Annotated in this window: 22 protein-coding genes; 5 read left to right on the top strand and 17 right to left on the bottom strand. The window is 68.3% G+C overall.

Annotated features, from left to right (window positions below):
* Nucleotides 1–54: 54 nt before the first annotated feature.
* Together H8B22_RS11785 and H8B22_RS11780 are read right to left on the bottom strand one after the other, a co-directional pair.
* Nucleotides 55–1,182 (bottom strand): inorganic phosphate transporter, encoded by a 1,128-nt coding sequence (locus H8B22_RS11785; protein ID WP_187711606.1) that lies wholly within the window; start codon nucleotides 1,180–1,182, stop codon nucleotides 55–57.
* Nucleotides 1,183–1,209: 27 nt separating this feature from the next.
* Nucleotides 1,210–1,842: a DUF47 domain-containing protein gene (locus H8B22_RS11780; RefSeq protein WP_187711605.1), complete on the bottom strand. Its 633-nt coding sequence runs from the start codon at nucleotides 1,840–1,842 to the stop codon at nucleotides 1,210–1,212.
* Nucleotides 1,843–2,143: 301 nt separating this feature from the next.
* On the opposite strand from H8B22_RS11780, the gene H8B22_RS11775 reads away from it, so the two are divergent.
* Both H8B22_RS11775 and H8B22_RS11770 read left to right on the top strand, forming a co-directional pair.
* On the top strand, nucleotides 2,144–3,466 hold the full coding sequence (locus H8B22_RS11775; protein ID WP_187711604.1) for a hemolysin family protein: 1,323 nt from the start codon (nucleotides 2,144–2,146) through the stop codon (nucleotides 3,464–3,466).
* Entirely contained in the window at nucleotides 3,450–4,088 is a 639-nt protein-coding gene (locus H8B22_RS11770; protein WP_187711603.1) for an exopolysaccharide biosynthesis protein, read from the top strand. Before H8B22_RS11775 ends, H8B22_RS11770 begins: the two co-directional genes overlap by 17 nt.
* Nucleotides 4,089–4,136: 48 nt before the next feature.
* On the opposite strand, the gene H8B22_RS11765 is transcribed toward H8B22_RS11770, so the two are convergent.
* The 3 genes from H8B22_RS11765 to H8B22_RS11755 all read right to left on the bottom strand — a co-directional run bounded on the left by H8B22_RS11765 (nucleotide 4,137) and on the right by H8B22_RS11755 (nucleotide 8,425).
* On the bottom strand, nucleotides 4,137–6,269 hold the full coding sequence (locus tag H8B22_RS11765) for a putative bifunctional diguanylate cyclase/phosphodiesterase (protein WP_187711602.1): 2,133 nt from the start codon (nucleotides 6,267–6,269) through the stop codon (nucleotides 4,137–4,139).
* 41 nt (nucleotides 6,270–6,310) lie between these two features.
* A complete protein-coding gene (locus H8B22_RS11760) occupies nucleotides 6,311–7,171 on the bottom strand; it encodes a phosphate/phosphite/phosphonate ABC transporter substrate-binding protein (protein WP_187713637.1) in 861 nt (286 codons plus the stop codon).
* A 456-nt stretch (nucleotides 7,172–7,627) separates the two neighbouring features.
* Nucleotides 7,628–8,425, bottom strand: a complete 798-nt coding sequence (locus tag H8B22_RS11755) for an RNA methyltransferase (protein WP_187711601.1) — start codon at nucleotides 8,423–8,425, stop codon at nucleotides 7,628–7,630.
* Nucleotides 8,426–8,524: 99 nt separating this feature from the next.
* Here H8B22_RS11755 and H8B22_RS11750 point away from each other — a divergent pair, with 99 nt between their 5' ends.
* Nucleotides 8,525–9,343, top strand: coding sequence for an inositol monophosphatase family protein (locus tag H8B22_RS11750; protein WP_187711600.1), 819 nt, complete (start codon nucleotides 8,525–8,527; stop codon nucleotides 9,341–9,343).
* Nucleotides 9,344–9,481: 138 nt separating this feature from the next.
* Here H8B22_RS11750 and secF read toward each other — a convergent pair whose 3' ends face one another.
* The 6 genes from secF to H8B22_RS11720 all read right to left on the bottom strand — a co-directional run bounded on the left by secF (nucleotide 9,482) and on the right by H8B22_RS11720 (nucleotide 15,824).
* Nucleotides 9,482–10,432, bottom strand: a complete 951-nt coding sequence (gene secF / locus H8B22_RS11745) for a protein translocase subunit SecF (RefSeq protein ID WP_187711599.1) — start codon at nucleotides 10,430–10,432, stop codon at nucleotides 9,482–9,484.
* Nucleotides 10,433–10,445: 13 nt separating this feature from the next.
* The gene (gene secD / locus H8B22_RS11740) at nucleotides 10,446–12,314 is read right to left on the bottom strand and encodes a protein translocase subunit SecD (protein WP_187711598.1); all 1,869 of its coding nucleotides are present in this window, start codon (nucleotides 12,312–12,314) and stop codon (nucleotides 10,446–10,448) included.
* A gap of 58 nt (nucleotides 12,315–12,372) precedes the next feature.
* Nucleotides 12,373–12,714 (bottom strand): preprotein translocase subunit YajC, encoded by a 342-nt coding sequence (yajC, locus tag H8B22_RS11735; protein WP_187711597.1) that lies wholly within the window; start codon nucleotides 12,712–12,714, stop codon nucleotides 12,373–12,375.
* 185 nt (nucleotides 12,715–12,899) lie between these two features.
* Nucleotides 12,900–14,033, bottom strand: coding sequence for a tRNA guanosine(34) transglycosylase Tgt (gene tgt, locus H8B22_RS11730; RefSeq protein ID WP_187711596.1), 1,134 nt, complete (start codon nucleotides 14,031–14,033; stop codon nucleotides 12,900–12,902).
* A 135-nt stretch (nucleotides 14,034–14,168) separates the two neighbouring features.
* Nucleotides 14,169–15,233: a tRNA preQ1(34) S-adenosylmethionine ribosyltransferase-isomerase QueA gene (queA, locus tag H8B22_RS11725; RefSeq protein ID WP_187711595.1), complete on the bottom strand. Its 1,065-nt coding sequence runs from the start codon at nucleotides 15,231–15,233 to the stop codon at nucleotides 14,169–14,171.
* Nucleotides 15,234–15,392: 159 nt separating this feature from the next.
* A complete protein-coding gene (locus H8B22_RS11720; protein ID WP_187711594.1) occupies nucleotides 15,393–15,824 on the bottom strand; it encodes an Lrp/AsnC family transcriptional regulator in 432 nt (143 codons plus the stop codon).
* A gap of 119 nt (nucleotides 15,825–15,943) precedes the next feature.
* Between H8B22_RS11720 and H8B22_RS11715 the strand changes: the two genes are divergently transcribed.
* Nucleotides 15,944–17,440, top strand: coding sequence for an aminotransferase class III-fold pyridoxal phosphate-dependent enzyme (locus H8B22_RS11715; protein ID WP_187711593.1), 1,497 nt, complete (start codon nucleotides 15,944–15,946; stop codon nucleotides 17,438–17,440).
* Nucleotides 17,441–17,737: 297 nt separating this feature from the next.
* A complete protein-coding gene (upp, locus tag H8B22_RS11710; protein ID WP_187711592.1) occupies nucleotides 17,738–18,370 on the top strand; it encodes a uracil phosphoribosyltransferase in 633 nt (210 codons plus the stop codon).
* A 29-nt stretch (nucleotides 18,371–18,399) separates the two neighbouring features.
* Here upp and H8B22_RS11705 read toward each other — a convergent pair whose 3' ends face one another.
* The 6 genes from H8B22_RS11705 to coaD all read right to left on the bottom strand — a co-directional run bounded on the left by H8B22_RS11705 (nucleotide 18,400) and on the right by coaD (nucleotide 23,319).
* On the bottom strand, nucleotides 18,400–19,131 hold the full coding sequence (locus H8B22_RS11705) for a TMEM43 family protein (protein ID WP_187711591.1): 732 nt from the start codon (nucleotides 19,129–19,131) through the stop codon (nucleotides 18,400–18,402).
* The gene (locus H8B22_RS11700) at nucleotides 19,128–20,018 is read right to left on the bottom strand and encodes an MBL fold metallo-hydrolase (RefSeq protein ID WP_187711590.1); all 891 of its coding nucleotides are present in this window, start codon (nucleotides 20,016–20,018) and stop codon (nucleotides 19,128–19,130) included. The genes H8B22_RS11705 and H8B22_RS11700 overlap by 4 nt, the downstream gene beginning before the upstream one ends.
* 79 nt (nucleotides 20,019–20,097) lie before the next feature.
* Nucleotides 20,098–21,834 (bottom strand): gamma-glutamyltransferase, encoded by a 1,737-nt coding sequence (ggt, locus tag H8B22_RS11695; RefSeq protein WP_187713636.1) that lies wholly within the window; start codon nucleotides 21,832–21,834, stop codon nucleotides 20,098–20,100.
* 117 nt (nucleotides 21,835–21,951) lie between these two features.
* On the bottom strand, nucleotides 21,952–22,203 hold the full coding sequence (locus H8B22_RS11690) for a YfhL family 4Fe-4S dicluster ferredoxin (protein WP_187711589.1): 252 nt from the start codon (nucleotides 22,201–22,203) through the stop codon (nucleotides 21,952–21,954).
* Nucleotides 22,204–22,268: 65 nt separating this feature from the next.
* Nucleotides 22,269–22,760: a hypothetical protein gene (locus H8B22_RS11685; RefSeq protein WP_187711588.1), complete on the bottom strand. Its 492-nt coding sequence runs from the start codon at nucleotides 22,758–22,760 to the stop codon at nucleotides 22,269–22,271.
* A gap of 55 nt (nucleotides 22,761–22,815) precedes the next feature.
* Complete coding sequence (coaD, locus tag H8B22_RS11680; protein WP_187711587.1) at nucleotides 22,816–23,319, bottom strand: pantetheine-phosphate adenylyltransferase; 504 nt, start codon at nucleotides 23,317–23,319, stop codon at nucleotides 22,816–22,818.
* Nucleotides 23,320–23,323 lie beyond the last annotated feature (4 nt).

Here is a 23,323-nt window from a genome sequence, read left to right as displayed (position 1 = left end):
CCGCTTGCGCGGGCTTTTTCTGTTTCCGGGGCATTCGCTGTCCGCTGCCGGCGATCAGGCCCAGCCCATCGCCCGGAACAGCCGGAAGAACCCGTAGGCGAATCCGCCGGCTGCGGGAATGGTGAGGATCCAAGCCCAGATCATCTTCTCGACCACGGTCCACTTGATCGAGTTGAAGCGCTTGGCCACGCCCACGCCCATGATCGCGGACGAGATGTTGTGCGTGGTCGACACCGGGATGCCCAGGCTCGAAGCGAGCAGGATCACCGAGGCCGCACTGGTCTCGGCGGCGAAGCCGTGGATCGGATGCAGTTTCACCAGCTTGTGACCGAGCGTCTTGATGATGCGCCAGCCGCCCGCCGCGGTGCCCGCGGCCATGACGACGGCGCAGGTCAGCTTGATCCAGGTGTCGATGTCCTTGTTGGCGATCGCGCCCTGCGACGGATGCAGGAAGGCGAGCCACGACGGCAGGTCGTTGAGCGTGCCGTCGGCCTGCGCCGCGACCAGGGTCAGCGCGATGATGCCCATGGTCTTCTGCGCGTCGTTGGAGCCGTGCGCGAAGCCCATGCCGGCCGCACTGAAGATCTGCGCCTTGCCGAAGAACCCGTTGACCCAGCGCGGGCGCGCCAGGCGCCGCAGCACGCCGCCGGACGAGGCCATACCGGAGATGATCGCGAACAGCAGGCCCATGACCGCCACGCCGGTGATGAAGCCCAGCAGCGGCGAGGTCACCATCGGCACGATCACCTTCCACAGCACGCCACCGCTCTTCCAGATCGGCTCCTTCGCTTCCGACCAGATGATCGAATGGAAGTCGTTGGATGCCGCCGCCAGTGCCGCGCCGCACAGGCCGCCGATCAGCGCGTGCGAGGACGAGGACGGCAGGCCCAGCGCCCAGGTGATCAGGTTCCAGACGATGCCGCCGAGCAGCGCGCACAGGATCAGCTGCGACGTCACGTCGACGACGCCGGCGTCGATGATGCCGGAGGCCACGGTCTTGGCGACCGCCGTGCCCCACAGCGCGCCGACCAGGTTCATGGACGCCGCCAGGCCCACGGCCTGCATCGGCGAAAGCACCTTGGTGGCCACGACGGTGGCGATGGAATTGGCGGTGTCGTGGAAGCCGTTGATGTATTCGAAAACCAACGCCGCGAACACCACGACGAGAACCAGGGTCAGCATGACCGCATCTCCTACGGGTGGTGTCGCTTACGAGTTCTTCAGCACGATTTCGTAGGCGACCACGCCCGCCTCGCGGCAGCGGTCGATGGCCTTTTCCAGGATCTCGAAGAATTCCTTGAGCAGGAACATCTGCAGGTGGTCGAGCTTGCCGGAGTAGATGTCGCGGTACAGTTCCAGCATCAGCCGGTCGGCTTCCATCTCGATCGAACGCAGCTGGTCGTTGAGCGACTTCATGCGCTCCAGCTTCATGTCGCGCAGCTCGTGGACCATCTTCACCACCACGGCGGCGGCCTGCTCCAGCATCGCCGCGCGCGGCGCGAAATCGATGCCTTCCAGGTGGGTGAGCGCCAGCGAATAGCGGTCGGCGAACTTCTCGACCTGCTTGGGGATCTTGTACAGGGCCGAGCCGAGCGCCTCGATGTCCTCGCGCTCGATCGGGGTGATGAAGCTGTTGACCAGCTCCTGGCTGATCTTGTCGGAGGCCTCGCGCTCGCGCTGGCGCGCCAGCTTGAAGGCGTCCAGCGACGGCGCGCGCCCGGTCCCGGTGTCCTTCAACATCGCGTGCAGCGCCTTGGTGCTGTCGTGGGCCGCGTTCGCCGCCGCTTCCAGCAGCGTATAGAACTGCATGCCTTGGCCGAAGATGGTTTGCAGGGAGAACATGCGGAAGCCTCGTCGGTTAGACGGAAATGAGGTGGGGCCGGATCGGCGGGCGCGATTATGACGGCTCGGTGACGGTTTCGGCCATTCCCCGCCGACAGGCTGCCGCCTTGTGCCGCTTCGCCGCGGCCCCCATGACTGCAGGAGCCGTCCGGGGCCACCCGGGGGCCGCCTGCTAACATCCCCTCGCCCTTCCTGCCGCCCTGACAATGGACGACGACCCAAAACCGCAGTGCCCGACCCCGGCCAGCCCGGCCCCGACCCTGCGCGCCCGCGCTGATCTCCCCCCAATGGACCGGCGCGAATGCTGCATTTCCTGATCGTCCTCGCCCTGATCCTGTTCAACGCCTTCTTCGCGATGTCGGAGATGGCGGTGATGACCTCGCGCAAGAGCCGGCTCAAGCAGATGGCGCAAGGCAGTCGCCGCGCCGCCAAGGCACTGGAGCTGTCCGAGCACCCCGAGAGCTTCCTCTCGGCCGTGCAGCTGTGGATCACCCTGCTGAGCCTGCTCACCGGCTACTTCGGCGGCGAATCCATGGGCGACGAGATCGCCGCGCCGCTGCGCAACATCCCGCTGCTGGCGCCGTACGCCGGCAGGATTGGTTTTGCCGCCGGCTTCCTGCTGATGCTGTTCCTGTTCGGCCTGGTCGGCGAACTGGTGCCCAAGCGCATCGGCACGCTGCGCCCGGAGCAGATCGCGACGGCGGTGGCCTTCCCGATGGATTTCTTCGCCAAGGCGGCCAAGCCCTTCGTGATGACGCTGGCCTGGTGCACGCGCACGATCATGCGCCTGATCGGGCTGGGAACCGGCAACGACGAGCGGGTCACGGAAGAGGAAATCCGCTTGCTGGTCAGCGAAAGCCACGAGCAGGGCGTGATCGACGCGGACGAACGCAAGATGATGAACCGCGTCCTCAGCCTCGGCGACCGCACTGCCGAGAGCCTGATGACCCCGCGCGTGCGCATCGCCTGGCTCGATGCCGCCGCGTCGCTGGAGGAGAACCTGGCGACCATGCGCGAACACGCCTATTCGCGCTACCCGGTCTACCGCGGCAGCGACAGCGACGTCGCCGGCATCCTTGAAGTGAAGACGCTGCTGGACCGCCTCGGCCATGCCGATCCGGACCTGTTCGGCGAGCTGCGCGAGGCGCTGTTCGTGTCCGAATCGACCCACGCGCTGAAGCTGCTGGAGATCTTCCGCGAGGAACAGCAGTCCTTCGCCCTGGTGGTCGACGAATACGGCGACGTCAGCGGCGTGGTGAGCATCAACGACGTCATGGGCGCGGTGATGGGCCGCATCTACCAGTCGGACGAGGACGACGAGCACGAACCGCCGGTGGTCGAGCGCGAGGACGGCTCCTGGTACGTCGACGGCGCGCTGCCGCTGGAGGAACTGCGCGAACTGGTCGGCGGCGGCGCCTTGCCCGGCGAACTCGAGCACGACTTCCACACCGCGGCGGGCATGGTGATCGCGCATTTCGGCCGCATCCCGCACGTGGGCGAGAACTTCCGCTGGAACGACTGGCGCATCGAGGTGGTCGACCTGGACGGCCCGCGCATCGACAAACTGCTCCTGCAGCGCCAACCCGGCGACGAGGACCGCAACGACGATGACGGCGCCGCCTGATCACGGCAGGAAGCCCGCGGCGCCGGAGGCCAGTACGCGCGCCCTGCTCGACCGCTTCGCGCAGGGCGATCCCGCCGAGACCATCCGCCTGGTCGACGTGCTCGGCGGGCTGGAGGAGCGCGCCTTCGGCATGCTGCTGTTCCTGTCGATCCCCACCGCCTTCATCCCCGGCGTGGCCGGCGTGATCAGCGGCCCGCTGGTGATCCTGGTGGGGGTGCAGCTGCTGTTCGGGCGCAACGAGCCGTGGCTGCCGGGCTTCCTCGGCCGGCGCGGCCCGCACCGCCATGCCATGGCCACGTTCCGCGACCGGCTCGGCCCGTGGCTGGCGAAACTGGAACGGGTGGTGAAGCCGCGCACGCACGTGCTGCTGGACCATCCGCTGGCCAGCGCCTTCACCGGCCTCAACCTGATCCTGCTGGGCCTGCTGCTGTCGCTGCCGATCCCCTTCACCAACGTGCTGTTCGCGCTGCTGCTGCTGCCGTTCGCGCTGGCCCTGCTCGAACGCGACGGTCGCCTGCTCGCCGGCGCCTGGTGCGCCAGCGTCGTCGCGATCGCGGCGTTCGGGATCCTCTCGGGCAGCCTCGCCGCCGCGGCGACGCGCTGGTTCGGGATGCTGGCCTGAACGTGCCTGCCTAGCGCCGGACAACCGCGGCATGCGGCCGCGGCCGGATCACAGCAGTTTCTGGAACTCGTCCATGTGCAGCGGGTGGCCCAGCAGGTAGCCCTGGGCCAGGTCGCAGTCGCGCTCGCGCAGCAGTTCGTACTGCCCTTCGCGCTCCACGCCCTCGGCGACCACGATGATCCCGAGCGAATGCGCCATCGCGATGATCGCGGTGGTGAGCGCGAGGTCGTCCGGGTCGCGCAGGATGTCCGCGATGAAGCTGCGGTCGATCTTCACGCCGTCGATGGGCACGCGGCGCAGGTGGCTGAGCCCGGAGAACCCGGTGCCGAAATCGTCCAGCCATACCTGCACGCCGGTGTCGCGCAGCTGCGACAGCATCGCGCTGGCGAGCGATTCGTCGCCGAGCACGGCGGTTTCGGTGAGCTCCAGGTGCAGCTGGCGCGGATGCAATCCGGTGTCGCCCAGCACGTCGGCGACGATGCGCGGCAGGTCGCCGCTGCGCAGCTGGCGCGGCGAGAGGTTGACCGACACGAACAGCGGCTCGCGATCGCCGCGCTGCGCGCTCCAGCGCACCGCGTCCTCGCAGGCCGCACGCAGCACCTGCGGGCCCAGGGTTTCGATCAGGCCACTCTGCTCGGCGACATCGATGAACACCGAGGGCGCGATCGCGCCGTGCTCGGGGTGCTGCCAGCGCAGCAAGGCCTCGGCGCCGAGCAGGGCGTTGTCGGACACGCGGTAGACCGGCTGGTAGACCAGGCTCAGTTCACCGCGGTCCCAGGCGCCGCGCAGCTCGTGCTCCAGGTGCACGCGACGCTCCACCGCCTGGTCCATCGCCCGGCTGTAGAAGCGGTAGCAGTTCTTGCCCGCGACCTTCGCCTGGTACATGGCGATGTCGCCGTTCTTCATCAGCGCGTTGGCGCCCGCGGCGTCCTGCGGGAACAGGGTGATGCCGATCGAGGTCCCCAGGAACACCTGTCGTTCGTGCACGGTGATCGGCTGCCCGAGTTCGGTGACCAGCGCTTCGGCCAGGCGGCTGGCGACTTCGCGCGCGTCCTGCCCGGTGTGCGCGTCGGGCTCGACCAGGATCACGAACTCGTCGCCGCCGAACCGCGCCAGCGCCGCACCGGCGCCGCCGATGCGCTTGACGGTTTCGCGGATGCGCTGCGCGAACTGCAGCAGCACTTCGTCGCCGGCATCGTGGCCGAGGGTGTCGTTGACGCGCTTGAAGTCGTCGATGTCGGCGAACAGCAACGCCAACTGGCGGCCCGCGCCCTGCATCTGCAGCAGGCGTTCGTCCAGGGTTTCGCGGAACGCGAGGCGGTTGGCCAGGCTGGTCAACGCATCGGTGTAGGCCATGCGCCGGATCTCGCGATCGTGGCGCGCTACCGACGTGTTCATGCGGTTGAAGGCGCGCAGCAGGTCGCCGACCTCGTCGTTGCGGGTGCTGACGGGCGTGCGCGCGACTTCGAAGCGGCCCATCTCGATCGCATGCGCCGCATCGGCCAGCTGCCGGATCGGCTGCACCAGGAAACGCTGGATCAGCCACAGCATCAGCACGCCCAGGCCGACCAGGCTGGCGCTGAGCACCACGACCCAGAGCAGCTGGCGACGGCCCAGTTCGTTCAGGCGCATGCGCAGCTCGCTGACCGCGGCGTCCTGGTCGTTGCGCAAGCCGCGCAGGTCGTAGCCCACGCGCACGCCGCCGATGCGCTCGTTGCCGATCAGTACCGGCGCCGACACGTCCATCACGTCGTCGCTGAACTGCGTCAGCAGCTGCGGCGCCGCGACCACCTGCGGCGCCATCGCGTCGTCCATGCGCTTGCCGTAGCTGGGAATCTCCTCGCTGCCGTCGTGGAGGATGTTGCCGGCACCGTCGTACACCAGCACGTAGCGGATGCCCGGCTGGTTGAGGGCGGCGCGGCTGAGCACGCCGATCGCGTCGAGGTCGAAGTAATAGAGCGGGTTGGCCAGCGATTCCGCCAGCTGCGTGACCATGCCCTCGCCCTGTCGGCGCACGCTCGCGCCGACGATGCGCTCCATGCCGTCGCGGGTGACGGTTTCCACTTCGGCCTGCATGCGCCCCTGCCGGCTCCACAGCAGGGTCATCAGGCCCAGCACCACCAGCAGCGCCAGCGCCATCAGGGCGAGGAAGCGGGCCTGCAGCCCGTAGCGAAGGTTCATCCGCAAATCGCCCTGTCGATCGCCCGCATGGTGTCCGTGCCCTATTCCACTTCGCTGCGCACGCGGGCGACGCCGTCGGCCAGGTCGTCCAGCGCCTGCCGCGAGGCGGCATCCACCGGCAGGAAGCGGGTCGTCTGGAAGAAGCCCTGCAGCGCATCGCGCGCCTGCGGATCCTTGGCGGCCTGGCACAGCACCTGGCGCAGCCGCTCCTCGACCTTCGGGTCGAGGTCGGCGCGTACCAGTTCGAGCGCGCGCGGCACGTTGCCGGTGGAACCGATCACGCGCAGGTCCTGGCGGAAGGCCGTCGGCACGCGACGCGGATTGTCCCAGTCGAGGTTGCTCATCACGCCCACGTCGACCAGGCGCTTGTGCACCCAGGTGGCGATGTTGAGTTCGGAACGCGCGAACACGTAACCCACCACGCTCGAATCCAGCTTGTCGGTGGGCGACAGCAGCAGCTCCAGCGAATTGCCGCGGTGCAGGAGTTCGCTGACCGGCAGGAAGTAGGCGCTGGTGGAGGTCGGACGCTGGAAGGCGACGCTGTGCCCGCGCAGGTCGTCGAGCGAACGGACGCTGCTGTCCGTGCGGGCGAAGAACACCGAGTGGTAGTGGCTGGTGCCGTCGCGCTCGGTCAGCAGCAGCGGCTCGGCGCCGGCACGCTGCTTCAGCAGCATGCCCGTGCCCGCGGTTTCGGTGACCCAGTCGACGCGGCCGCGGCGCAGGTAGCTGGCCATCTGCGTGGCGTCCTTGGCCATGAGGATGCGGCCTTCGCGGATGCCCACGTCCTTCATCCGCGGCACGACGTAGTCGAGCAGCGCCTTGAGCTGTTCGTAGTGCGCCTTGGGATCGTCGCTGATCCGCCCGAGCACGAGCACGCCCGGATCGCCGGCGAACGCCGACATCGGCAGCAGCAGGGCGAAAGCGAGCGCCAGGGCGGCGATACGTCGCAATGTGGCGGACAGGCGGACGCTCAAGCAGTGGAAACCGGGATGCAATCGACGTTGCAGACTAAAGCAAAAACCGCGGGCTTGGGGAGGTGCCGCGGGTCGCGGAACCGGCGAACGGGCCAGGGCCTGCTAACGCCATGCGGACAGGCCGCGTTGCCCCTCAGGGGCCGTCAGGTGGTGTTGCGTGCCGCCGCGCCTTGCTGACTGCAAGGTCAAGGCGCGCGGCGCCGCCTAGCGGCCCCTGAGGGGCAACCCGAAGGGCCGGGTGTGGACGCGCACGACCTCACCGCGCCGGTTGGCGCGGTTCGACGTCATCGCTCGGTTGCGTATCGACATACGCGCGCCCTCGCTCTTCCTTGCCTCGCACGCGTCCACGCCCGGCGCGGCCTGTCCGCATGGCGTTAGCAGGCCCTACCCGCGCTCCCCGGCCAGGCGGGCCATCCGCTGCGCGTCGGCCAGCACCCCCCGCAGGATCCGGACCTCGCGGGCATCGGGCTGCGCGCGCAGGAACAGGCGCCGCAGCTTGCGCATCGCCGATTCCGGCGCCCGCCCCTTGTGGAAGTCGATGGCGTCCAGGGTCTCGGCCAGCTGGGCGAAGAATCCTTCCATCTGCGCGTGCGACGCCGGGGGTTCGCGCTCCTCCTCGTCCGTGGCCACGGCGGCCGTCGGCCGGGCCGCCAATGCGGCCATGCGGACCTCGTAGCTGAGCACCTGCACCGCCATCGCCAGGTTGAGCGAGCTGTACTCGGGGTTGGCCGGGATGTGCACCGCGAGATGGCACAGCTCGTACTCGTCGTTGCTCAGGCCGGTGCGTTCGCGGCCGAACACCAGCGCGATCTCGGCGCCGCCCAGCGCTTCCCCGACCGCCCGGGCACCGGCCGCGCGCGGCTCGAGCTCCTCCAGCTGGATCCGGCGGCTGCGCGCGGTGCAGCCCAGGACCAGGCGGCAGTCGGCGACGGCTTCGGCCAGGGTGGCGTGGACGACCGCGGCGGCCAGCACGTCGTCCGCCCCCGCGGCCAGGGCGTAGGAGTCGGCGTCCGGGGCGCGTTCGGGCGCCACCAGCACCAGCCGGGACAGGCCCATGGTCTTCATCGCCCGGGCGGCCGAACCGATGTTGCCGGGGTGCTGGGTGCCGACCAGGACGATGCGGATGCGGTCGGCGACGTTGTCTGGCCCCGGGTGCAGGGCATTGTTCGGATCGGTACTCATGCGCGGCAATGGTAAACTCCGCGCCCCGGCCACAGGTGCCGGCCCGCTCTTTCGCACCGCCAGCCCGTCCCACGCCCCGATCAAGAGGCTCGTACCGCCATGCAGAAACCCGCCGTCACCCTCATGATCAAGGCCGCCCGCGCTGCGGGCAACGTCCTGCTGCGCAACATGCACAAGCTCGACGCGCTCAACGTGGTGGAGAAGGACCGGCTGGACTACGCCAGCGAAGTCGACGGACTGGCCGAAGCGGCCGTGATCAAGGAACTGCGCCGGGCCACGCCCGACTACGCCATCCTCGGCGAGGAAGGCGGCGCGCAGGGTTCGGGCCGCTTCACCTGGGTCATCGACCCGCTCGATGGCACCAGCAACTACCTGCACGGCTTCCCGCACTTCTGCGTGTCGATCGCCCTGGTCGAGAACGGCGAGCCGATCCACGGCGTGATCTTCGACCCGCTGCGCAACGAGATCTTCGCCGCCAGCAAGGGCAGCGGCGCCACGCTCAACGACAAGCGCATCCGCGTGGCCGAACGCAAGGACCTCAACGGCGCCTTTCTGATCACCGGCTTCCCGCCGCGCGAGCGCAAGAACCTCAGCGCCCAGCTCAAGTGCATCGATGCCCTGCTGCTGGAAGCCGAGGACATCCGCCGCACCGGCTCGGCGGCGCTGGACCTGGCCTACGTGGCCTGCGGCCGCGCCGATGCCTACTTCGAATCCGGCGTGAAGCCGTGGGACATCGCCGCGGGTGCGCTGATGGTGCGCGAAGCCGGCGGCAAGGTCGTCGATTACCGCGGCCGCAGCACCGGCCCGATGGACACCCGCGGCCTGATGGGCCGCCCGCTCGTTGCCGGCAACCTGAAGATCTGCGATGCGCTGCAGACCAAGATCGTCGCGACCGGCTACGCCAACGCATTGGATTGAACGTAGACCGGGTCGGCTCCATCGACCCGGCTGCGCGCAGATGTAAACGCCGGGTCGATGAGCCGACCCAGCCCGCGATCCCCGACAAAGAAAAAGGCCGCGCATTGCGCGGCCTTTTTCGTTCACTGGCGCCGTGAATTACGGGCGACGCGCCAGCGCCGCTTCGTCGCGCGCCTTCGGCATCAGGTCCTGCTTGCTCACACCCAGCCACATCAGCAGCGGGCAGGCGACGAAGATCGAGGACAGGGTGCCGATCACGATACCGATGATCTGCGACTCGGCCATGCCGCGCAGCGAGGCGCCACCGTAGAAGTACAGCGCCAGCACGGTCAGCAGAGCCACGAACGAGGTGATCACCGTACGCGACAGGGTCTGGTTGACCGAGGCGTTGAGGACCTCCTCCGGGCTGGCGCGCATCGAACGGAAGTTCTCGCGCACGCGATCGAACACCACGATGGTGTCGTTGACCGAGAAGCCCATCACCGACAGCGCACCGGCCAGCACGGTCAGGTCGAACTCGTGCCCGCTCAGCGCGAACCAGCCGACCACGATCACCACGTCGTGCAGGGTGGTGATGATCGCCGCGACGGCGAACTTCCACTCGAAGCGGAACGAGATGTAGATCATGAAGCCGACGATCACGAACACCAGGGCGAGGATGCCCTTGTCGCGCAGCTCCTTGCCCACCTGCGCGCTGATCTCCGCGCTGCTGCGCACTTCGGCCGGGTTGTCGGCGCTGGACGCCGCCGCCTGCACGTCCTGCGCGATGCTGCCGGTGCCCTCGTTGCGGCGACCTTCTTCCTTCTGCAGGCGGACCAGCAGATCGGTGCCGGTGCCGAAGCTCTGCACCTGCGCGTTGTCGAAGCCGGCGGCGGCCAGCTTCGAACGCACGGCCTCGACCTCGACCGGCTTGGCGAAGCGCAGCTCGACGCCAACGCCACCGGTGAAGTCGAGCGCGAAGTTGAAGCCGTTGACGGCCATCGCCCCGATCGCGGCGAACATCAGCAGCGCCGCGATGGCCAGCGAGATCATGCGCACGCGCATGAAGTTGATCTTGCTGTCGTAAGGGAAAACGTTGAAGGGTTTCATGGCAGCGGTTCCCTCAGATCCAGATCGACTTCAACTTGCGGCGGCCACCGTAGATCAGCGTGGCGATCGCGCGCGAGACGGAAACAGCGGTATAGGCCGAAGTGGCGATGCCCAGCATCGTGGTGATGCCGAAGCCGCGCAGCGGGCCGGTGCCGAACGCAGCCATCGCCAGGCCCACCAGGAACGCGGTGATGTTGGCGTCGAGGATGGTGCCGGCGGCGCGGTCGTAACCGGTCGCGATCGCGGTCTGCGGCGGCAGCCCCAGGCGCAACTCTTCGCGGATGCGCTCATTGATCAGCACGTTGGCGTCGACCGACATGCCGACGGTCAGCGCGATGCCCGCCAGGCCCGGCAGCGACATCGTCGCGCCGAAGAACGACATCAGCGCGAACACCATCACCAGGTTGAGCAGCAGCGCGATGCAGGTGATCACGCCGAACATGCGGTAGTAGATCAGGAAGAACACCAGCGCGAAGGCGAACGAGAACGTCACCGCCTTCAGGCCGCTTTCGACGTTCTGCTTGCCCAGGCTCGGGCCGATGATGCGTTCCTCGACGAAGTCCATCGGCGCGGCCAGCGAGCCGGACTTCAGCAGCTTGGACAGGTCGGCCGCTTCCTGGCCGCTCAGGCCGGTGGTCTGGAATTCGTTGCTGAAGACGCCGTTGATCGTGGCGACCGAAACGACTTCTTCGTTGATGCGCGTGCTGCGGATTTCCTGGCCGTTGACAACCTTCACTTCCGGCAGGCGCTCGATGTACACCACCGCCATCGGCTTGCCGACGTTCTCGCTGGTGAAGTCGAACATGCGCTGGCCGCCGGCGCTGTTCAGGCGCACCGACACGGTCGGGGTGCCGCTCTGCGAATCGATGCCGGTGGTGGCGCCGACCAGCTGGTCGCCCGAGGCGATCACGCGCTTGTTGAGCAGGATCGGCATCGGCTTGCCGTCCGGACCGCGTTCACGGCGGTAATAGACGCGCGCTTCCGGCGGCACGTTGCCGGATTCGACCGCATCGAAGGCATTGCCTTCGACCACGGCGCGGTATTCCAGGGTGGCCGTCGCGCCGATCATGCGCTTGGCCTGCGCGGTGTCCTGCACGCCCGGCAGCTCGACGACGATGCGGTCGTTGCCCTGGCGCTGGATGACCGGCTCGGCGACGCCGAGCGCGTTCACGCGGTTGCGCAGGGTGGAGACGTTCTGGTCGATGGCGTCCGCGGCGTACTTCTGCAGTTCCGCCGGCTGCACCTGCAGGACGATCTGGTTGCCCTGCATCTGCTGCAGCAGCGTCGGCTGGCCCTTGACGATGACGCCCGCCGCCGCACTGGCGGCGGCCGCATCGCGCAGCGTGGCGACGATGCTGTTGTCGGGACGGCGATCGACCGAGATGTAGGCGATGCGCTTGTCACGCAACAGCACGCGCAGGTCTTCGGTGGTGGCTTCAAGACGCTTTTCCAGCGCCGCCTTCTGGTCGACCTGCATCAGGAAGTGCACGCCACCCTGCAGGTCGAGGCCCAGCGACATCGGGCGCGCGCCGAACTTCTCCAGCCAGTCCGGCACGGTCGAGGCGATGTTGAGCGCGACGATGTAGTCGCTGCCCAGCTCCGGGCGCAGCGCGTCGGCCGCCTTGACCTGGACGTCCGGGCTCGCGAGGCGGACCAGCAGGTTGTTCTTCTTGGTATCCAGTTCCACCTGCTTGGCGGTGACACCGGCCTTCTGCAGGCTGGCGGCGACGCGCGTGCGCAGCGCCTCATCGACCGGAGCGCCGCGATTGGCAGTGACCTGCACCGATGGATCCTGCGGAAACAGGTTCGGCACCGCGTAAACGGCACTGAGCAGCAGGACGATCAGGAAGGCAGCGTATTTCCAGCGTGCGTAAGTCAGCATCGAAGAGATCCCGTGGCAGCTCCCCGGCCGCCAGCATGCAGAACGTGGTGGCGGCGGATTAGGCCGACTTCAAGGTGCCCTTGGGCAGGACGTTGGCGATGGCGCCCTTCTGGATGCGCAGGCGGACGTTGTCGGCCACCTCGACCGTGACGAAGTTCTCGCCGATGTCGGCCACCACGCCGGCGATGCCGCCGTTGGTCAGCACTTCGTCGCCCTTCGACAGCTTCTCGAGCATGCCGCGGTGTTCCTTCTGGCGCTTCATCTGCGGGCGGATCATCAGGAAGTACATGATCGCGATCAGCGCGATGGGCATCAGCAGGCCGAAGCCACCCATGCCCTGCGGCTGCGCGGCGGCAGTCTGGGCGTAGGCGGGGGCGATCAGGAGGTCGAGCAGGTTCATCTTGGATGCGTCCGGATGCGAAATAACGGCGGATTATGCCACGTCGCCAACACCGGACCCTGGCAGCCCCCTGAGTCAGGGGGCGATTCGCACCGCAGGTGCGAATGGGGGTGTGGCAGCGCGCGGCGGGGCCCAAAGTTTGCACGGCAAACTTTGGGGTTTCCCGGGCGCAGCCCGGAAACGCCCTAGGGTACCGGCAGGGACCGGGCGGCGTAGAAGGACTCCCGGAACGCGGCGAAGGTTCCCGCGGCGATCGCCTCGCGCATCCCCGCCATCAACCGCTGGTAGTGGCGCAGGTTGTGCAGGGTGCCCAGTACCGGGCCGAGCATTTCGTTGCAGCGGTCCAGGTGGCGCAGGTAGCTGCGGCTGAAGCCGTTGCGGCAGGTGTAGCAGTCGCAGCCCTCTTCGATCGGCCGCGTGTCGCGCTCGTACATCGCGTTGCGGATGCGCACCGCGCCCGTGGACGTGAAGAAGTGGCCGTTACGCGCGTTGCGGGTCGGCATCACGCAGTCGAACATGTCGACGCCGCGCGCGACCGCTTCCACCAGGTCCTCGGGGCGGCCCACACCCATGAGGTAGCGCGGCCGGTCGCCCGGCAGCTGCGGCGCGGTGTGTTCGAGCATGGCGTTGCGCTCGGCCTCGGTTTCGCCCACGGCGAGGCCGCCGATGGCGTAGCCGTCGAAGCCGATCTCCTGCAGCGCCGTCGCAGAGCGGGTGCGCAAGTCGCGGTGCACGCCGCCCTGGACGATGCCGAACAGCGCCGCGTCGTTGCCTTCGTGCGCGCGCTTGCTGCGTTCGGCCCAGCGCAGCGACAACTCCATCGAGCGCTTCACCAGGTCCTCGCCGACCGGCTTGCCGTCGACGTGCACCGGCGGGCACTCGTCGAAGATCATCACGATGTCGGAGCCGAGCACCTTCTGGATGTGCATGCTTTCCTCGGGGCCGAGGAAGACCTTGCTGCCATCGGTCGGCGCGGCGAAAGTCACGCCGGCCTCGGTGATCTTGCGCTTGTGCGCCAGCGAGAACACCTGGAAACCGCCCGAATCGGTGAGGATCGGTCCATCCCAGCGCGCGAAGCCGTGCAGGCCGCCGTGGTCGCCGATCACGTCCAGTCCCGGACGCAGGAACAGGTGGAAGGTGTTGCCGAGGATGATCTCGGCGCCGAGTTCGCGCACCTGTTCCGGCAGTACGCCCTTCACCGAGCCGTAGGTGCCCACCGGCATGAACGCCGGGGTTTCCACCGTGCCGCGCGGGAACGTGAGCCGGCCGCGGCGCGCGGCGCCGTCGGTGGTCAGGAGTTGGAACGACATCCGGCTCATGCTACGACCCGCTTTTGCTGTTGTTCTTGCGCGTCATGCCGGCGGCTGCCGGGATCCGGCTGTTGCTGCCGACTCTCCACGGCGAAAACCCGAGGCTGGATCCCGGCATTGGCCGGGACGACGAATCCACGTATCTCATTCGCCCGCCTGCGGATACAGCAGCATCGCGTCGCCATAGGAGAAGAACCGGTAGCGCTCGCGGATCGCATGTTCGTAGGCGGCGAACATGCGCGCCTTGCCGGCGAAGGCCGACACCAGCATCAGCAGCGTGCTTTCCGGCAAGTGGAAGTTGGTGATCAGCGCATCCACCGAGCGGATGCGGTAACCGGGCAGGATGAACAGGCGCGTCTCGCCGGCAAACGGCTGCAACTCCCCGTCGCGCATAGCGCTTTCCAGCGCGCGCACCACGGTCGTGCCCACCGCGACCACGCGCCCGCCCGCGGCGCGCGTGCGACGGATCTGTTCGATCAGTTCGGCACCGACGTTGAGCCATTCGCTGTGCATCACGTGCTGGGCGAGATCGTCGACGCGCACCGGCTGGAAGGTGCCCGCGCCCACGTGCAGGGTCACGTGCCCGAACTGCACGCCCTGCGCGCGCAGCGCGTCCAGCAGCGCGTCGTCGAAGTGCAGCCCGGCCGTCGGCGCGGCCACGGCGCCCACTTCGCGCGCGAACACGGTCTGGTAACGCTCGTCGTCATCGGCACCGGGTTCGCGCTGGATGTACGGCGGCAGCGGCAGGCGCCCCGCATGCAGCAGCCATTGCTCCAGCGATTCGGGCACGTGGAAGCGGACGACGTAGAACTCGCCGTCGCGATCCAGCACTTCCAGTTCGCCGCCGGCGTCGAGGGCGATGCGCGCGCCCGGCTTGGGCGACTTGCTCACGCCCAGCTGCACGCGCGCGTCGAAACCGCCGAGCAGGCGTTCGATCAGGATCTCGACACGGCCGCCGGTGGCCTTCTGCCCGAACAGGCGCGCGGGAATCACCCGCGTGTCGTTGAACACCAGCAGGTCGCCGGCGCGCAGCAGCGACGGCAGCTCGCGGAAGCTCCGGTCCTCGAAGTGCCATTCGGAGGCGTGGCCTGCGGTCGCCACGTCGGCGCCCGGCGGCACCACCAGGAGGCGGCTGGCCGAACGTTCGGGAAGCGGCGCCTGCGCGATGAGCTCGGGCGGCAGGTCGTAGTGGAAGTCGGATTTCTTCAAAGTCGGCTGGGACGGCGGAAAACGCGTAATTGTAGGACTTGCGGCTCGATTACCCGCTCAGGTGTCATCCCGGGCGCAGCGAGGGACCTGCTGTTCGCCGTCCCCCGGAAAAAGCCGGTCCCTCGCGGTACTCGGAACGACAGGCCTTCCAGCGCTGCTTCAACGCTCGAACTTGGCCGACAGGATGATCGAGGACGTGGTCCGCTCGACGCCGTCGATGGCGCCGATCCGGTCGGTCAGCTCGTCCATTTCCGCCGCGGTGGGGACCACGCCCATCGCCACCAGGTCGAAGGGCCCGCTCACCGAATGCAGCGCCCGCACTTCCGGCATCGCCCGCAGCGCGTCCACCACCGCGGGCATCTGCTTGGGCAGCACCGTGATCATGATGTGGGCGCGGATGTGGCCGCGTTCGGCCGTGTCGTTGACGCGCACGGTGTAGCCGCCGATCACGCCCTCGCGCTCGAGCCGCTCGATGCGGCTCTGCACCGTGGTGCGCGAGAGCTTGAGCCGGCGGGCGATGTCGGCGGTCGAGGCCCGGGCGTTTTCCCGGAGCACGGTCAGCAGTTGCTGGTCGGAGGCGGTGATCTTCACAAAAGAGCGGCAAGTCTCGTCGGATTGACGAAATATACGATTATTTCGTCCAAATCCGCACTACCGATCGACGAATTATTCCAGATAATGGGCAGATGGCCCCATCTCAGGAGACCTTCATGGCCCTCACCGCCAAACTCGCGCCCCTGCGCGCCCACGCCGGCAAGCGCCGCACCGTCGGTCTCGATGACGCGGTCATCGCCCAGTTTGCCGCCTCGCACCCCGACCTGGTCGCCGCCGTCGATGCCGCGGCCGCCGAGTACGCGGCGATCAAGGCCGACTTCGCTGGCCTGCTCGACCTGGACGAGGACGCGCAGCTGCGCGCCGTGCAGGCCGGCTACGTCAACTTCTACCCGGACGACGGCGTGAACCCGTACGTCGCCCTCGCCGCTCGCGGCCCCTGGATCGTCACCCTCAAGGGCGCGGTCCTGCACGACTCCGGCGGCTACGGCATGCTCGGCTTCGGCCACACCCCGCAGGTGGTGATCGATGCCATGGCCAAGCCGCAGGCGATGGCCAACATCATGACCGCCTCGCTGTCGCAGCTGCGCTTCGAGAAGGCGATCCGCGCCGCCATTGGCCTCAGCCGCGGCGCCTGTCCGTACGACAAGTTCCTGTGCCTGAACTCCGGTTCGGAATCGGTCTCGCTGGCCTCGCGCATCGTCGATGCCAACGCCAAGACCATGACCGACGCGGGCGCGAAGCACGCCGGCCGCGCGATCAAGCGCCTGGTCGTGAAGGGCAGCTTCCACGGCCGCACGGAGCGTCCGGCGCTGTATTCGGATTCCAGCCGCAAGACCTACGTCCAGCACCTGGCCAGCTTCCGCGGCGAGGACACCGTGCTGACGGTCGAGCCCTACGACGTCGACGCGCTGAAGAAGGTCTTCGCCGATGCCGATGCCAACGGCTGGTTCATCGAAGCGATGTTCCTCGAGCCGGTGATGGGCGAAGGCGACCCGGGCCGCGGCGTGCCGGTGGCGTTCTACAACGCCGCGCGCGAGCTGACCAAGGCGCACGGTTCGCTGCTGCTGGTCGACTCGATCCAGGCCGGCCTGCGCGCCAACGGCGTGCTGTCGATCATCGACTATCCCGGCTTCGAGAACGTTGAAGCTCCGGACATGGAGACCTATTCGAAGGCGCTCAACGCCGGTCAGTACCCGCTGTCGGTGCTCGCGGTGAGCAAGCGCACCGGCGAGATCTACAAGAAGGGCCTGTACGGCAACACCATGACCACCAACCCGCGCGCGCTCGATGTCGCGGTGGCGGTGCTCAAGCAGGTGACGCCGGAACTGCGCGAGAACATCCGCGCCAAGGGCAAGGAAGCGACCGACAAGCTGGAGAAGCTGAAGGCCGAACTCGGCGGCATGATCACCAAGGTCCAGGGCACCGGCCTGCTGTTCTCGTGCGAGCTGTCGAACGAGTTCAAGTGCTACGGCGCCGGCTCGACCGAAGAATGGCTGCGCGAACACGGCATCGGCGTGATCCACGGCGGCGTCAATTCGCTGCGCTTCACCCCGACCTTCGGCATCACCAGTGAGGAGATCGACCTGGTCGTGGCGATGGTCGCCCGCGCGCTGAAGGAAGGTCCGCGCGCGCAGCAGGCGGCTGCGGCGTAACGCACCACGCCCTCGCAGGCACGACGGAAGGCCGGGTTATCCCGGCCTTCTGCTTTTCAGGGTTTCCCTTATTCCATTGCCAACGGGGGAGCAGTGTCTTGTCCCTCTCCCCGCCTTGCGGGGAGAGGGTGCCGAAGGCGGGTGAGGGGGCGAGCGCAGCGAGCTGCTGTTGCTTTGCTCGCCGGTAAAACGAAAGCAGCTCGCTGCGCTCGCCTCCCCTCATCAGCCCTGCGGGCAGCTTCTCCCCGCACAGCGGGGAGAAGCGAAGGCAAAGACAACTTGCGCTACCCTCCCGCCATGAAAATCACCGAAGTCCGCCACCCCCTGGTCCGCCACAAGCTCGGCCTGATGCGGGCCGCCGGCATCAGCACCAAGGAATTCCGCGAACTCGCCTCCGAAGTCGCGACGCTGCTGACCTACGAGGCCACCGCCGACCTCGAGACCGAGGAAGTCGTCATCGACGGCTGGGCCGGCCCGGTCAAGACACATCGCATCAAGGGCGCCAAGGTCACCCTGGTGCCGATCCTGCGTGCGGGCCTGGGCATGCTGCCCGGCGTGCTCGAACTGATCCCCGCGGCCAAGGTCGGCGTGGTCGGCCTGCAGCGCGACGAACGCACGCTGCAGCCCACCGGCTACTACGAAAAACTCACCGGTCGCATGGACGAACGCACCGCGATCATCCTCGACCCGATGCTGGCGACCGGCGGCACCCTGGTCGCCACGGTCGACATGCTGAAGGCCGCGGGCTGCAAGCGCATCAAGGGCCTGTTCCTGGTGGCCGCGCCCGAGGGGCTGCGCGCGCTGGAAGCCAGGCACCCGGACGTGGAGGTCTACACGGCCGCGGTCGACGAACGCCTCAACGAGGTCGGCTACATCCTGCCGGGACTGGGTGACGCGGGCGACAAGATCTTCGGCACGCGGCACGAATAAGCCGCACCGCTGCGGTCGAACGCGCTACTTCACTTCGGGTGGTGCCGGCGCCGGCGTCGCGCGGCCACGGCGATCGCCACGATCACCACCAGGCCCGAGCCGAAGAACGGCCACATGCGCTGCGCGTGCTGCGGCGGCGTCGCCGCCACGGTTGCCGGCGGATTCGCGCGCGGCGCCACCGGATCTTCCACCAGCCGCCACGCGCCATCGCGCAGGGCGACCTTGCCGGCCAACGGCGGCAGCACCAGCTCACGCCAGGTGACGCGCAGGTCGCCGATCTGCGGCTCGAGCGGATTCTCGGCGCTGCCCAGCCCCTCGCCTTCCGGCTGGAACGAAGCCGCCAGGTTGGCCGGCAGCCGCGAGAAGCCGGGACGCAGCACGCGCCATTCGCCCAGGCTGCGCAGCACCGCCGGATCGAGCGGCTTGCCATCCAGCGTCGGCTGCTCCGCCCACCAGCGGCGGTTGTCGAGCAGCAGCTTCGGCGGATTCGCATGCGCGGCGTCGAAGCCGGCCGAATCGATCCAGGCGCCGTGCCATACCTGCTCGTAACCGCGTTCGCCCAGGCGCCACTGGTACATCTCGACGCGGCGATCGAGGCCGAATTCGCGCGTGCCGACCTTGAAGTCGGGATCGACAAGCGCGGCGCCGGGGTCGGGGAACCCTTCCGGCTCGGCCTGCGCGGAAGCCGGCGCGGCCGGCAGCAACGACAGCACCGCCAGCGCGGACGCGAACAGCGCGCGTGGCGTGGCGGATACGGTCATGCCGCCAGGCTCCTGGCCTGCAGCTCGGCGACTTCGTGGGCGGTACCGAAGCGCCCCTTCTCGTCGCGCGTCACCTGCGCCAGCGCGCAACCCGGATCGTGGGTGAAGAACAGGTGCACGTTGCGCGCGAGCTTGTCTTCGAGGAACTGCTTCTTCTCGTCGATCAGCAGTTCGGCATTGCGGTCGTAGCCCATCGTGATCGGCACGTGCACCCACGGGCGGCCCGGGATCAGGTCCGCGCAGAACACCACGCCGCCGTGCGCATCGCCGTTTACGGCCTCCGGGCCGACGATTTCCGCCAGCATCAGCCCAGGCGTGTGGCCGTCGCTGTAATGGAAACGCACCGCGGCGCCGAGCAGCTTCGAATGCGCGCCCTCGACGAGTTCGAGGCGGCCGGTCGATTCCAGCAGGCCGGGCAGCTCGGCGATGAAGCTGGCGCGATCGCGGGGGTGCGGGTGCTGCGCGCGCTCCCAGTGTTCGCGACCGACGAGGTAGCTGGCGTTGGGGAACGCCAGGCGCGGCGGTGCGCCCTCCTCCCACTTCGCCAGTACGCCGCCGGCGTGGTCGAAGTGCAGGTGCGACAGCACCACCACGTCGATGTCCTCCGGCTTGAATCCCGCCGCCGCGAGCGAATCCAGCAGCACGTGGCGCTCTTCGTTGACGCCGTAGCGCTCGCGCAGCTTCGGTTCGAAGAACGCGCCGATGCCGGACTCGAACAGCACCGTCTTGCCGGCCAGCGGCGTCGCCAGCAGCGCGCGGCACGCCAGGTCGATGCGGTTGTGCGCATCCGGTGGCGACCACTTCTCCCACATCGCCCGCGGCGCGTTGCCGAACATGGCGCCGCCATCGAGCTTCTGGCTGTTGCCGAGCAGGGACCAGAGTTTCATCGCCGCATTCCAAATGAGGGCATGCGCGGATTATCGCGCCGAATGCGGCTGCGGCGAAGCCGGTGCGTTTGCTTCGCCGTCAGCGCCGTGGCTGTTCGCTGGCGTTCAGGACCTCGGCGCTGCCCACGGGATTGCGCGGATCGGTGCCGCCTTCCAGCGCGCCGGTGCGCTTGTCCCACGACACCGTCTGCAGGTTGCCCCAGTTGGCTTCGGCGGCGTTGACGGTGTGGCCCATCGCCTGCAATGCCGCGACCGTCGCCGGGTCGATGGCGCCCGTTTCCGCCGAAATCACGTCCGGCAGCCACTGGTGGTGGAAGCGCGACAGCGCGGCGACCTGCTGCGCATTCAGTCCCGCGTCGTAGCCGAGGATGCCCACCAGCACTTCGGTGATGATGCGGCTGCCGCCGGGCGCGCCGATCGCGGCGAGCCTGTCCTTGGATTCGATGAAGCTCGGCGTCATCGAACTGAGCATGCGCTTGCCCGCTTCCGGCGCATTGGCGGCGAAGCCCATCACGCCGAACGCATTGGGCGTGCCGGGGCGCAGGGCGAAGTCGTCCATCTCGTTGTTCAACAGCACGCCGGTGCCGGGCGCGACCATGCCCGAGCCGTAGAGCAGGTTCACCGTCTGCGTCGCGGAGACGCGGTTGCCTTCGGCATCGAGGATCGAGAAGTGCGTGGTCTCGTCATCCTCCAGCGGCGCGGGCTGTCCCGACAGCAACGCGCTGGGCGTGGCCTTGTCGGGGTGGATGGTGGCGCGCAGGCCGGCGGCGTAGTCCGCGCTCGCCAGGCGCCGCACCGGCACCTTCACGAAATCCGGATCGCCCAGGTAGATGGTGCGATCGCGATACGCGCGGCGCATCGCTTCGACGACGACGTGGTGGCGGTGTGCGTCGTCGAGCCTGGCCAGGTCCCAGCCTTCGAGGATCTGCAGCATCTGCGCCAGCGCGACACCGCCCGACGACGGCGGCGGCGCGGTGGTGACGTCCCAGCCGCGATAGCGGAACCGCAGCGGCTCGCGCTCCTTGACCACGTAGCCGGCGAGTTCGTCGGCGCGCCAGCGGCCGCCTTCCTCCTTCACCGCGGCCAGCAGTTTCTTCGCGGTCTCGCCGCGGTAGAAGCCGTCGAAGCCCTTTTCCGCGATCAGTTCCAGCGTGCGCGCCAGTTCCGGTTGCTTGAGGATTTCGCCCGCCGTCGGCGGCGTGCCGTCGGCGAGGAACACGGCGCGCGTGCCGCGATAACGCTCCATCACCTGGCGGCGGCTGGCGTAGCCCTTCTCCAGGCGCGGGTAGATCTCGAAGCCCTCGCGCGCCAGGCGGATCGCCGGTGCCAGCGTGGTATTCAGCGGCAGCCGGCCGTATTTCTCCGTGAGGTGCACGAGCGCGGCGGGCAACCCCGGGATGCCCGCGGACCACGGCCCGTTGGTGGCACGATCGCGGTTGAGCTCGCCGTTCGCGTCAAGGAAGGCCGCAGGCGTCGCGGCAGCCGGCGCGGTCTCGCGGGCGTCGACGAAGATGTCGCGACCGCTCTTCGCATCGTGCAGCAGGAAGAAACCGCCGCCGCCGATGCCGGAACTGATCGGTTCGACCACCGACAGCGTGGCCGACACGGCCACCGCGGCATCGAAGGCATTGCCGCCGGCGCGGATCATGTCGATTCCCGCCTGCGTCGCCAGGGCGTGGCCGCTGGCGATGGCGGCGCCCGGCGGCTTCGCCAGCGGCGCGACGGATGCGTCGTCACGGGGCGCCTGCGCGGCGGGCGCCACGGTCGGCACGCACAACACCAGGGCGAGGATCAGCGTGTGCAGCGGCCGGGGCATCTTCGTCACGGGCAGTCACTCCTCCGCTGGGCGGATCGACGGACGGGTTTCAACGGACAGACTTCAGCAGACAGGTTCAGGCACACAGGCTTTGCGCGAACAGCGTCGGAGCCGGCATCAGCCCTGCGCCTGCAGGCGCGCCAGCTTGGCCAGCAACTGTTCGTTGGATTCGGGAAACGCGGGATCCGGATCGATGCATTCGACCGGACAGACGACCACGCATTGCGGTTCGTCGAAATGCCCCACGCACTCGGTGCAGCGCGCGGGATCGATCACGTAGATGGTTTCGCCCTGCGAGATGGCCTGGTTCGGGCACGCCGGTTCGCAGACGTCGCAATTGACGCAGAGCTCGTTGATCTTCAGCGCCATGGTTACAGCAACTCTTTCCAGCCAAACTGCCCGCGCCCGCCAGAAACGGACGCGGGCGGGCCCGATTACTTCGCGTCGACGAACTTGTAGGTGGCGCCGGACGGATCGACCGCAGCCTTGACCCGATCGCTGTCCGCCTGCGCGCCGATGAAGAGCACCTTCACGCCCTTCATGGTGCCCGCTTCGGCCTTGGCGAACGCGGCCACGGCCAGATCGGCGCTCTTGGCCGAGTTCGGGCCACCGAACGCGAGCAGCGTGCCTTCCACGCCACCACGCATCATGTCGCCTTCCGCCTTCTCCAGCTGGCGGTCGTAGGAACCCTGGAAGTCGGCGGACGAATCGGCCGGCAGCGTGTAGACGTAGGTGCTGGTCGCGTTGTCGAGGTTGCGGGTGACCACGTCGGTCAGGTACGCGTTCCATGCGTTCTCGTCGGTGGCGACGGTCGGCACGGCGACCGGAGCCTTGGCGGTTTCCTGCGCGGCTTCCTCCTTCTTGCAGGCGCCCAGCAGGGGCAGCGCGAGGCAGGCGGCGAGCAGCAGTCGGGTCGAAATCTTCATCGGGAACTCCCCCAGTCTTGGTAATGCGTGGTTGTGCGTGGGTATTGCGGATGGGTCATGCAACGTTGTTGCGCTGCCATTGCGCCTGCAACGCGGAGGCGACCGCCGGTGGCACGAAGCCGGAGACATCGCCGCCGAGGCGGGCGATCTCGCGAACCAGCGATGAGGAAATGAAACCGTATTGCTCGGCCGGCGTGAGGAACAGCGTCTCCACGCCGGGGATCAGGTGGCGGTTCATGCTCGCCAGCTGGAACTCGTATTCGAAGTCCGAAACCGCGCGCAGGCCGCGCATCAGCACCCCCGCGCCCACTTCCTCGACGAAATGCGCGAGCAGCCCGGCGAAGCCGACCACCTCGACGTTGCCGTGCCGGGCGAGCGCGTCGCGTGCCAGCTGCACGCGCAACTCCAGCGGCAGCGCCGGCCCTTTGCCCGGGCTGGCGGCGACACCGATGATCATCCGCTCGAACAGCGGCGCGGCCCGGTCGACGAGGTCGACGTGGCCATTGGTGATCGGGTCGAAGGTGCCGGGATAGACGGCGATGCGGTTGCGGGCGGTCATGCGC

Source organism: Lysobacter terrestris (genome assembly GCF_014489475.1).
Taxonomy (GTDB): Bacteria; Pseudomonadota; Gammaproteobacteria; order Xanthomonadales; family Xanthomonadaceae; genus Agrilutibacter; species Agrilutibacter terrestris.
The sequence above is the reverse complement of the archived record's forward strand: the minus strand, read 5'-3'. Positions and strand labels throughout refer to the sequence as shown.

Bases quoted from the DNA above. Each gene is read 5' to 3' on its own strand.
- H8B22_RS11775 (WP_187711604.1), top strand. From the start codon at position 2,144: ATGCTGCATTTCCTGATCGTCCTCGCCCTGATCCTGTTCAACGCCTTC.
- H8B22_RS11685 (WP_187711588.1), bottom strand. From the start codon at position 22,760: ATGAAGATTTCGACCCGACTGCTGCTCGCCGCCTGCCTCGCGCTGCCC.
- tgt (WP_187711596.1), bottom strand. From the start codon at position 14,033: ATGAGCCGGATGTCGTTCCAACTCCTGACCACCGACGGCGCCGCGCGC.
- H8B22_RS11760 (WP_187713637.1), bottom strand. From the start codon at position 7,171: ATGTCGGCGTTCGCCGGCGATCCGGGCGTGCTCGTGCTCGGGCGGATC.
- coaD (WP_187711587.1), bottom strand. From the start codon at position 23,319: ATGACCGCCCGCAACCGCATCGCCGTCTATCCCGGCACCTTCGACCCG.
- H8B22_RS11700 (WP_187711590.1), bottom strand. From the start codon at position 20,018: ATGAAACTCTGGTCCCTGCTCGGCAACAGCCAGAAGCTCGATGGCGGC.
- H8B22_RS11755 (WP_187711601.1), bottom strand. From the start codon at position 8,425: ATGAGTACCGATCCGAACAATGCCCTGCACCCGGGGCCAGACAACGTC.
- upp (WP_187711592.1), top strand. From the start codon at position 17,738: ATGAAAATCACCGAAGTCCGCCACCCCCTGGTCCGCCACAAGCTCGGC.
- H8B22_RS11785 (WP_187711606.1), bottom strand. From the start codon at position 1,182: ATGCTGACCCTGGTTCTCGTCGTGGTGTTCGCGGCGTTGGTTTTCGAA.
- secF (WP_187711599.1), bottom strand. From the start codon at position 10,432: ATGAAACCCTTCAACGTTTTCCCTTACGACAGCAAGATCAACTTCATG.
- H8B22_RS11715 (WP_187711593.1), top strand. From the start codon at position 15,944: ATGGCCCTCACCGCCAAACTCGCGCCCCTGCGCGCCCACGCCGGCAAG.
- H8B22_RS11780 (WP_187711605.1), bottom strand. From the start codon at position 1,842: ATGTTCTCCCTGCAAACCATCTTCGGCCAAGGCATGCAGTTCTATACG.
- H8B22_RS11750 (WP_187711600.1), top strand. From the start codon at position 8,525: ATGCAGAAACCCGCCGTCACCCTCATGATCAAGGCCGCCCGCGCTGCG.
- ggt (WP_187713636.1), bottom strand. From the start codon at position 21,834: ATGCCCCGGCCGCTGCACACGCTGATCCTCGCCCTGGTGTTGTGCGTG.
- secD (WP_187711598.1), bottom strand. From the start codon at position 12,314: ATGCTGACTTACGCACGCTGGAAATACGCTGCCTTCCTGATCGTCCTG.
- H8B22_RS11770 (WP_187711603.1), top strand. From the start codon at position 3,450: ATGACGGCGCCGCCTGATCACGGCAGGAAGCCCGCGGCGCCGGAGGCC.
- yajC (WP_187711597.1), bottom strand. From the start codon at position 12,714: ATGAACCTGCTCGACCTCCTGATCGCCCCCGCCTACGCCCAGACTGCC.
- H8B22_RS11690 (WP_187711589.1), bottom strand. From the start codon at position 22,203: ATGGCGCTGAAGATCAACGAGCTCTGCGTCAATTGCGACGTCTGCGAA.
- H8B22_RS11765 (WP_187711602.1), bottom strand. From the start codon at position 6,269: ATGAACCTTCGCTACGGGCTGCAGGCCCGCTTCCTCGCCCTGATGGCG.
- H8B22_RS11705 (WP_187711591.1), bottom strand. From the start codon at position 19,131: ATGACCGTATCCGCCACGCCACGCGCGCTGTTCGCGTCCGCGCTGGCG.